Below are 9,431 nucleotides of genomic sequence, written 5' to 3' on the forward strand. Positions count from 1 at the left end.
CCATCTGCTCGTCCGACAGGTTGTACAGGCGCTTCAAGACCAGGATGCGCACCATCACCTCGACGGGATAGGCCGGCCGACCACCCTTGCGGCCATCGCCGCGCTCGATGAGTGCATCCACCAGCCGCGCCAGCTCGGCGAAGTCGATGTGCCGCGCGATTACCTGCAACGGATCGCCCACTTCATCTCTCTTATGCTGGCGCGACGCCTCGGCAAACAGATCGAACTTCAAGGCGCTGCGAGGAGAGATCATGGTGAGGAGGACGGCTCAGGTCTTGTCGGTGAACAAGGGAGTGGCCGGGTTTTGAGAGGTTCCCCATCGGCTTCTTCGCGGCCCGCATCGGCTGGGTGCGGGCTACGGCCATCAAGGACCTCTCCAACATCGTCTTCCTGGTGCTCACGCCGGCGCTGCTGTTCCGCACCATGGGCGCGGTGCGGGTGCAGGACCTGAATTTCGAGCCGGTGGGGCTGTACTTCCTGGCGGCGAGCCTGGTGTTCATCGTCACCATGGCCTTCGCGGGCTTTTCCACCCGTGCAGCGGCACGTGGCCTGGCCAACATGTTCAGCAACAACATCATGATCGGCGTGCCGCTGGTCGGGCTGGTGTACGGCAAGGAAGGGCTGGTGACGCTCTTTACGCTGATCTCGCTGCATGCGCTGGTGCTGCTCACGGCCGCCACGGTCGTGTTCGAGCTGGCCGAGGCGCGCGAGAACCAGCGCTCGGGCCGCAGCGCGCCGCGCCCGGTGCTGCACACCGTGCTGCAGGCGGTGCGCAATGGCATCTTGCACCCGGTGCCGCTGCCCATCCTGGCGGGCCTGCTGTTCGGCCAGACGGGCCTCGTATTGCCGGAGATGATCGACAAGCCGCTGCAGGTGCTCGGCACCGCACTGGGCCCGATGTCGCTGCTGCTCGTGGGCGTGACGCTGGCCTACACCAAGGTCGGCCACCATGCGCGGGAGGCGCTGGGCATTGCCGTGGTCAAGAACATCGCCCACCCGCTGCTGCTGCTTGCGCTGGCCTGGGGCATGGGCCTGTCGGGCCTCCCGGTGGCGGTGATGTTCACGGCCGCGGCGCTGCCGGTGGGCGCCAACGTGTTCCTCTTCACCCAGCGCTACGGCACCATGCAGGACGAGGTGTCGGCCAGCATCGCGCTCTCGACCGCGCTTGCGCTGGTCACCGTGCCGGCCATGCTGCTGCTGGCCCAGCGGCTCTGGCACTGAGCCCCGTGCCCGGCGGGCTCAGAAAGGCCGTGTCAGCAGGCCATAGACGGTGCGGATGCCATCGATGTAGTTGCCCATGCGCATGTTCTCGTTGCTGGCATGCTGGTTGTTGTCGGCGTTCACGAGGGGCACGATGACGAAGGGCACGTCGAGCACCTTGACGATTTCCGCCGTGGGCACGGTGCCGCCCATCATCCGGATGCGCACCGGTTCCGGCTGGGCGCCAAAGGTCCCGGCCATTGCCCCGTATGCCCACTGACCGACAGCTGAATCGATCGGCGTGCCGGCGGCATTACCGCCCTCGCTCTGGTACGAAAAGCTCGCCAGCTTCTCGTAGCGGGCCCGGTCTTCGTCGCTCGGCTGGCCCTTCACGAGGTGGTAGCCCTGCTTGCGGATGTGCGTCTCGATGAGCTGGCCGAGATAGCGGGCGTCCGAATCGGGCGTGGTCCGCAGGTCGAGTTCGGCCACCGCGGTGTGCGGTACGATGTTTGCCACCTTGTCGCCCACGGCTGCGGCGGCCATCCCCCGCACATTGAGCGACGGGTACTGCATCGCTTCCTGGTAGTTCGGGCCGACGCTGTCGGGCTTCGCGATGCCCAGGCGCTTGCGCATCGCGCCTTCGTCGTCGGGCACCGCCGCCATGATCCTGCGCTCGGCATCGCCGAGCCTGACATGGTCGTAGTAGCCCTGCACGGTCACGCGGCCCTGGTCGTCCTTCATGGAAGCGAGCAGCGTTGCCAGGCGTTGTGCGGGGTTGGGCGAGTAATTGCCGTAATGCCCGCTGTGCAGCGCCACCTTGGCGCCATACACCGTCAGGGTGGCCCGGGCCGCGCCGCGGTTGCCGAAGATCAGCGTCGGGCGGTTGGTGGCATGCATCGGACCGTCGTGGATGACGATGGCATCGGAGCGCAGCAGTTCGCGATGGGCGGCCATCACCTTGCCGATGGACGGCGAACCCTTCTCTTCCTCGCTGTCGAGCACCACCTTCACGTTCACGCCCAGCGTGGCCGCATCGGCCCGGATGGCATCGATGGCCGAGAGGAACATCATGATCGGCGCCTTGTCGTCCGCGGACGACCGGCCGAACACGCGCCATTCCGGATCGACCCGGCCGCTGAAGAGCTGTGCGGAATCGATCTCTTCCCACTCGCCCGCGGCCGAGCGGCGCTTGAGCACCGGCACCCATGGGCTCTTCTGCGCCCACTGCTCTGCGATGACGGGCTGACCGTCGAGGTGCATGTAGAACAGCACGGTCCTGCGCTGCGGATCGGCGCCCGGCAATTCGGCGAAAAGCATGGGCTTGCCGTCGTTCTCCAGCTGGCGGGTCACGAACCCGCGCTTGTGGAAGGACGCCTCGAGAAACTCCACGTTCCTGCGCACATCCGCCGGCACGATGGCGTCATTGGGCAGTTTCAGCAGATCGAAGTATTCGCGGTAGCCGGCCTGCGCGAAACGCTCGGCGGAGGCCGGGGACAGATCGGCGGCGTGCGCGCCGAAACCGGTGGAGAGGGCGGCTGCGGCGGCCAGGAAAAGAAGTTTCTTCATACCGGCCGACGATACTCCGGAAACTCCGTCAGGGCGCGAGGCGCTCGCGCACCCAGGCGCCCGGGGTCTCTTCCCGGTAGCAGAGCCGGTCGTGCAGGCGGCTCTTGCGGCCCTGCCAGAACTCCCAGCGGTCGGGCTGCAGCCGGTAGCCGCCCCAGTGCGGCGGGCGGGGCGGCTGCAGCAGGAACTGCGCACCGTACTTCGCGGCATTGGCCACCAGCACGCCCCGGCCGGAGATTACCTCGCTCTGCGGGCTCGCCCAGGCGCCGATGCGCGAGTCCAGCGGCCGGCTCGCGAAGTACGCATCGCTTTCCGCATCGCTCACTTTTTCCACCCGGCCCTCGATGCGCACCACGCGCTCGAGCTCGACCCAGTGGAACTGCAGGGCCGCGAACGGGTTGCCGGCCAGTTGCCGGCCCTTGCGGCTCCCATAGTTGGTGTACCAGACGATGCCGCGCTCGTCATAGCCCTTGATGAGCACCACGCGGGTGCTGGGGCGCAGGTCCGCGCCCACGGTGGCCAGCGTCATGGCATTGGGTTCGGGCACCTGAGCTGCCACGGCTTCCTGCAGCCACCGGTCGAACTGCCGCAGCGGATCGGCATGCGAGGCCTCCTCGCCGAGTTCGGCGCGCTCGTAGCTCTTGCGCAGATCGGCGATGGAGGACGACAACGGGGAGGAGGGGGAGGACATGCCGCGATTGTGCATGCCTTCCGCCCGCCGCCGTGCCGCGGCAGGGCATGCCTGCGTCACACCGGAGCGGAATGGCGGTCCTGGCTCTCCATGCGCTTCATCAGCGAGCTTACGTCCACCTGCTCCCCGGGGCGCTCACCGGGCACGCCGCGCAGGGCGCCCCAGCAGCGCGACACCATGTCGGCCACGCCGTTCATCGTGTTGACGATGGTTCGCCCGGCCGGGAAGGTCAGCGCCAGGGAAGGATGCTCGATGGCCCGCAGCTCCGCCTCGGTGATCTCGATGCCTTGCGTCCCGCCCGACTGCGCCTGCCCGAGCCGCTCGACCGCCTTGTGGGCGATGAGTTCGATGATGCGGCGATTCTTCTCGGCGTCCGTGGTCAGCTTGCCTCCGATGCCGCCGAGGTGGTTGCCGGTCAGGATGCCGACGCCCAGGCTGAGCACCTCCGTGGGCGTGTTGACCATGATGGTGACGATCTTCTGCACCACGGCCGGCAGCACATGGGCCCGGGCCATGGTGTCGAACGGCAGGAAGCCGGTGAGCAGGCTGATGACCGAGCCGATGCCCATCGAGTTGATGGCCAGGCCGTGGCCGGGGGCCGCTTCCAGAGCGCCCTGCGTGTCCGCCAGGGCGTGGTCGGCCAGCGCGCGCCGGGCCTGGGCCTCGCTGGCCCCGGCGGCAGGGGCCACGCCGGGGGCCGGGAAGAAGCCCTCGTTCATGCGCTCCAGGACCCCCGTCGCCATTTCGCCATGGGCCGCCGCGACTTCCCGCGGGACCATGGCCCCCGAGGTGGAGACGGCGATCTGGTTGGTGACCATGCTGACGGGTTCCATGGCCCAGCGCTGCGTCAGTCCGGCGACATTGTTCGGAATGGAGCCGACGGCCGCGATGGTGCCGGAAATCGCGGAATCCTTCAGGTCGTCCATGAATTCCGCGAAGGATTCCGGCAGCAGGGGCTCGTTCTGGAACGTGCCGAGCAGGCGCTTGATGACGAGGGAGTCCACGGTTTCCGCGAACAGGGGCGTGAGCGACGCCAGCAGCACTTCCGTCATGCGGGTGGCAGGATGGTCTTCGCCGAGGGCGGCGGACACCTGGCCCATCACCGCGCCCCAGGCCACGACGTCCAGCGCATAAGCCAGCCCGCCGCTGCCCACCAGGCTCGCCAGCATGCTCCAGCCCAGTGCCGGTGTGAATTGCTTCTGGGTCAGCACGGCATTGACGGCCTGCGCGCCCATGCGCCCGCGGAGTTCGAGGGTGACGGGATCGCTGGCCCCCAGGCACCGGTTGACCAGTGTCTGCAGTCCCTCATGGTCCGATTCGGCCCGGTAGCGCACGCCCTGCAGGAAGGCGAACGGGTGCTTTTCCGGGTTGCCTTCCAGCCCGGGAGCTGGCGTGAGGTGCGCGTCCTCGGCGTCGCTGGAGGGCTCCACGTCCTTGAGGCTGACCGGGCGCAGCCGGGCTTCCTCGCCGAAAGCCGTCGCCCCCTTCTTGATCGCTTCGCGCGCCGCATAGGTGGAGAGATCGATGTCGGCTTCTTCCGTGCCGCCGTCGGCCAGGTGGATTTCCCGCACCTTGCAGCCTGTGGAGAACTCCCAGGCGTTCAGGAGGATGTCCGCCTCCAGGGGCAGTCGCAGTTCGGTGGCGCCCTGCAGGTCGAGGCGGGCGGCCTCTTGCGGATGCTTCGCCTGCACATAGTCCAGCACGGCCTGGATGGCCTTGTCCGGGGAGGCCAGGCGCTGGTCCGGTCCGCGGCCCACGGCGCCTTTGAGCGCCATGGGGTGCTGAAACTGGTCGGTGGAGAGCACTTCCTTGAGCCGCGCGACGTAGGCGTCCCGCTGCACGCGGTTCAGCCTCGCCTGCAGCACGGCCTGGCGCGCCAGCGTGGTCAGGTTCGCCTGGGTGCGGGCTTCGTGGCGGGCCTGCGCGCCGGGCAGCGCATTCGCCTGCGCGAGGCGGTGGCCCGCGCGGGTGCGTTCAGCGGCCATCATCTGCCGCAGCACCGCGCCACGCAGCCGCGCATTGCGGTGTGGCGCGCTGGCTGCCGGAGCTGGACTCGGCGGCTCGCCGCCCTCCGGCTCCGCGGCCGGGCGCTGGCGCAGCAGCGGCTCCGTCAGGCCGCCGGAAGCGTGCCGGCGGCTGCCGGTGCCGCTGGATGACGCCGGAGACGAGGCCGCGCTGGAAGATGAGGTCTCTCCGGCGGAGCTGCTGCGGCGGAGAGAGGGAAATTGCAGAAAGGTCATGGTTTTCTTGTCGGAAGGATCTGGCTGCGGGGCCGGCCTCGTGCGAGGCGCCGGGGAACGGCCGGACGGGCCGCCACAGCCTTCTGGATGGCCGTTTGCCGCAATTTATTCCGATAGGTGAAATCACGCCTGCGCCCGGCGAAGCGATGGCGTCCGGAGCGAACCGCGCCGGTGGCGCAGGTCCGTCAGCCCTGGCTGGAGTCCTGCGGGGAAAACCGCAGCAGCCGCGCGAGCGCGCGGTCCTCGATGCCCAGGCGGCGCAAGCCGTCGTAGGTGGCCTGTGCATAGTGCAGCGTCGTGCCGTACCTGCCGCTCGCTTCCGAGAAGATGCGACGGTACTCGGCCTCCGACAGTTCGCCCGTGTGGTTGGGGCTGCTGCGCGAGAGCGTGAACGCCAGGGCCCGCACCGTGCCCAGGGGCGTGGAGCAGGGCAGCCAGCGCGGGTCGTACACGCCCGTGGGCATCTCGCGATGCCAGAGATCGACCATCACCTGCCGCGCATGCGCGCGCTCCACGCGGAAGACCATGCCCCGGCAGCTGCCCCCGGGAAAAATGCCCAGCACCAGGCCCGGGCATTCGGGCGTGCCGCGGTTCACGCGGCTCCACATCTTCAGCGCGCGGTGCCAGCCGTGCACCCGCGCGAGGCGCTGTTCGGCGAACTCGAAACCGGGTCGCCAGATAAGCGAGCCGTACCCGAAGATCCAGAGGTCCTGCGTGCCGCCCCATTCGGCGAGGGCGCGCTCCAGCATGGGCGCCGGATCGCGCAGCGGCGAGGGGAGGGCGGCCGGGGCCGCGCCACTACAATTCGCGGTTTCGTCCATTCCACCATTATTCATCTACGGAGTTTTCCCATCATGGCCTTCAGTTCCTCCGACGACGACAGCCAGCAACGCTTCGCCCTCGGCTTCCTGTTCGCGATCATCGCGGTCGTGGTGTCCGCCGTGGTGGGCACTGTGGTGGTCCAGCGCGGCATCGCGCGCCCGGCGGCGGACCCTGCACCCGCAGCGGAAGTGGTGGCTCCCGCCGGCACGCTCGACATTGCCGGCAACGAGGTCGCGCGCGTGGTGGTGGACGGCAGCGTGGTGAAGTTCTACTTCGCGTCCGGCCGCGCCGACCTCACGGCCGATGCCGCTCCGGCCATCGCCGACGTGGTGCGCGCAGTGAAGGACGGCAGCCGCCGCGTGTTGATCTCGGGCTTCCACGACGCCACGGGCGACGCCGCTGCCAACGCCGAACTGGCCAAGCAGCGCGCCCAGGCCGTGCGCGATGCGCTGGTGGCTGCCGGCGCGCCCGAGGACCGCATCGAGCTGCGCAAGCCCGAACTCGCCCAGGGTGACGGCAATGCCGCCGAAGCCCGCCGTGTGGAAGTGACGCTGGCTGCGGCTTGACCAGCCCCCGGCCGGCGCGGGAAGCGATCGCGATGGCCGCCGTCAGGACCTCGAAAGCGCTCCTGGTGCTGCTGGTGGCGCTGTTCTGCCTGCTCGTCGGCTACAACAACATCGTCGATTATGGGTCGAACTTCGAGTTCACCCGGCATGTCCTGCTCATGGACACGACGTTCCCCGGCAACCGACTCATGGGGCGCGCGATTTCCTCGCCGCTCCTGCACAACGCCGCCTACTGGCTCATCATCGCGGGGGAGTTGCTGGCGGGAGCGCTCTGCCTGGCTGGCGCGGTCGCGCTTTTTCGGCAATTGTGCGGTGCGCCCCCGGCCTTCGCCAGGGCCAAGACGCTCGCGGTCTGCGGCCTGACGCTCGGGCTGGTCGTCTGGTTCTTCGGCTTCATGACCGTCGCGGGCGAATGGTTTCTGATGTGGCAGTCGCCGCAGTGGAACGGCGTCGAATCCGCCTTCCGCTTTATCGTGTGCATTGGCTTGGTGCTCATCTACGTCGCGCAGCAAGAGAATGCCTAGCCACTCGGTAGCCTGCGTAAACCCTGAAATTCACAGCCCGGTCCGCCGGGCTTTTTCTTTTCCCGCACCAAGCTCGAATGGTGAGACATTGGTACGAGAGCCAGGACGAACCCGGGCCAAGGGTGGGAGTGCTCGCCCGCCAATGCCGAAAGGTGCCCTTCCTCATGGGGTGGCTTACGAGAATCTCTCAACACTCTGATTTCAGTCACTCAGCGCTGTTTAAATCAACGATTTACGAAGCTCGGGCTTGCATATTCGGAGGTTTTGAGAGACTCTTTTATGGCCGGCTTGACCGACGATCTGGGTTCAATCGATCAAATATAAAAATATATTGAAAAAATAAAATTTATGAGTCCCCCAGCTACAAAGGAATTCAAACGCAGTTTTCTTGCTATCATGAATTAGCGAGGGCGACATGCAATTTGCATTGCATAAATACATCCAACACTCGTCTGGTGAAGTGCTATATTTTTCAAAATAAAGTGGAAGACATAAATAATTGAGTTTAATAAAATTTATTTGAAATATTGGCCTTTGTGTTCAAGATTAGAAAACGTATCGTTATGAAATTTACATCAGTGCCAGCAATTATGATGATCTGCTTGAGTGCAGGCAATCACGTTAACTCTTTTGCAGAAGAAAAACCACTGGTATTCCATCAAACAAAAGAGGATGCCATAAAAACCTCTGGGCTGGAAAAATACGAGACAAAAAGAAATTCAAAAATCTTAGGTGATATTGCAAAAAATATCGAAGAAATTAAAAAATCTGCAGGGAAAAATTATGCTGGATCCTGGATTGAGTATGATGATAAAAATAATATAATTCAAGTAGTAGCCGTGGCAGGTCCTGTAAATTTTACCCCAACAAAAACCAACAATCTCTCTTACGAGACAAAGATAGTTCGAGTCAAATTCAACTATTCGCAGTTGGACACGCTCGCCGAACGTTCCCTTTTGTTGTTCGATGGGGTTAAAGGCGATGGAGATGAGCCAATGGTATTTGGTACATCAATTGATGAGAAAAATAATCGCGTATTAATAAGTGCAAGAGCGAAATACTTTTCGGAAATTAATATCCGATTGCAATCTGCAGGCTTTGATATATCGGCAATTCATTTTGAAAATCAAGATGGACCTGCAACTTTATATCGTAGCCTTTATGGGGGAAGCAAGATACTTATTGGTGATTCGCCCACTTCGCAAATGGGTGGTTGCACAGCAGGTTTTAATGTTGTCATTGACGATATATATCCCGGAACGATCACGGCCGCGCATTGCACGGTAAGAAATGGCAAGTACTCTTACTTCGACGACAGTAGTTCCAATAGCTTTGCAGTGGGGCCAAATATCGGTGAATTCTTTGCAATCGGCTGGTCTGACAAGATGGACGCTGCAATTTTTGGAAATACAAATTTTGTGCACCAACTTTATCAATAGGCACGAGTGGGCGCCAGCCGTTTTGAATGCTTGATGAGGCCCTGGGCGGTCTGCGCCTCGTGCATGAAGGGCCTTGCAGGCCCGGTGGCTCAGGCTTTCACCGTTTGCAGGCGCACCTGTGCCTTGCCAGTGCCGGGCGTGAAGAAAGCATCCACGCCCCGCTGCAGGAAGGACGCCAGGCGCTTCATGTTGTAGCAGGCGGCCATCATCGTCATACCCACCGTGGCCCGTGCCTGCCCGATCGTGCGCACGAACTTGCCGCCCAGGTGCCGGATGCCGGCGAACACATGTTCCACCTTGGCCCGCTTCTTTGCGATGCGCCGGTTGCGCTTGTCCTGGCACTCGCTCAAGGGCTTGCCCGGGTGCGCGCGGCGCTGCATCGC

General features: G+C 64.3%; 10 protein-coding genes. 4 read left to right on the plus strand and 6 right to left on the minus strand.

The window, feature by feature from the left end; all coding sequences use genetic code 11:
- Positions 1 to 250: transposase (locus tag BLR05_RS26905; protein ID WP_244160182.1), on the minus strand; the 250-nt coding region annotated here is incomplete at its 3' end.
- 68 nt (positions 251 to 318) lie between these two features.
- Between BLR05_RS26905 and BLR05_RS24950 the strand changes: the two genes are divergently transcribed.
- Complete coding sequence (locus BLR05_RS24950) at positions 319 to 1,221, plus strand: AEC family transporter (RefSeq protein ID WP_092840384.1); 903 nt, start codon at positions 319 to 321, stop codon at positions 1,219 to 1,221.
- 18 nt (positions 1,222 to 1,239) lie between these two features.
- Here the strand turns inward: BLR05_RS24950 and BLR05_RS24955 are convergent, their stop codons facing one another.
- The 4 genes from BLR05_RS24955 to BLR05_RS24970 form a co-directional block, all read right to left on the minus strand.
- Entirely contained in the window at positions 1,240 to 2,766 is a 1,527-nt protein-coding gene (locus tag BLR05_RS24955; RefSeq protein WP_092840386.1) for a M20/M25/M40 family metallo-hydrolase, read from the minus strand.
- Positions 2,767 to 2,794: 28 nt separating this feature from the next.
- Positions 2,795 to 3,472: a pyridoxamine 5'-phosphate oxidase gene (gene pdxH, locus BLR05_RS24960; RefSeq protein ID WP_092840401.1), complete on the minus strand. Its 678-nt coding sequence runs from the start codon at positions 3,470 to 3,472 to the stop codon at positions 2,795 to 2,797.
- A gap of 41 nt (positions 3,473 to 3,513) precedes the next feature.
- Positions 3,514 to 5,697 (minus strand): hypothetical protein, encoded by a 2,184-nt coding sequence (locus tag BLR05_RS24965; protein WP_092840389.1) that lies wholly within the window; start codon positions 5,695 to 5,697, stop codon positions 3,514 to 3,516.
- A gap of 185 nt (positions 5,698 to 5,882) precedes the next feature.
- Positions 5,883 to 6,533: a gamma-glutamylcyclotransferase gene (locus BLR05_RS24970; RefSeq protein WP_092840392.1), complete on the minus strand. Its 651-nt coding sequence runs from the start codon at positions 6,531 to 6,533 to the stop codon at positions 5,883 to 5,885.
- A gap of 18 nt (positions 6,534 to 6,551) precedes the next feature.
- Between BLR05_RS24970 and BLR05_RS24975 the strand changes: the two genes are divergently transcribed.
- From BLR05_RS24975 to BLR05_RS26300, 3 genes are all read left to right on the plus strand, one after another.
- Positions 6,552 to 7,085: an OmpA family protein gene (locus tag BLR05_RS24975; protein ID WP_092840395.1), complete on the plus strand. Its 534-nt coding sequence runs from the start codon at positions 6,552 to 6,554 to the stop codon at positions 7,083 to 7,085.
- A 32-nt stretch (positions 7,086 to 7,117) separates the two neighbouring features.
- Complete coding sequence (locus BLR05_RS24980) at positions 7,118 to 7,609, plus strand: DUF2165 family protein (protein ID WP_092840398.1); 492 nt, start codon at positions 7,118 to 7,120, stop codon at positions 7,607 to 7,609.
- A 563-nt stretch (positions 7,610 to 8,172) separates the two neighbouring features.
- Positions 8,173 to 9,048, plus strand: coding sequence for a chymotrypsin family serine protease (locus tag BLR05_RS26300; RefSeq protein WP_143016028.1), 876 nt, complete (start codon positions 8,173 to 8,175; stop codon positions 9,046 to 9,048).
- Between the two features lie 89 nt (positions 9,049 to 9,137).
- Here the strand turns inward: BLR05_RS26300 and BLR05_RS24985 are convergent.
- A partial coding sequence (locus tag BLR05_RS24985; RefSeq protein WP_143016029.1) for a transposase occupies positions 9,138 to 9,431 on the minus strand: 294 nt, incomplete at its 5' end.

Source organism: Paracidovorax cattleyae, from assembly GCF_900104515.1.
GTDB lineage: Bacteria > Pseudomonadota > Gammaproteobacteria > Burkholderiales > Burkholderiaceae_C > Paracidovorax > Paracidovorax cattleyae.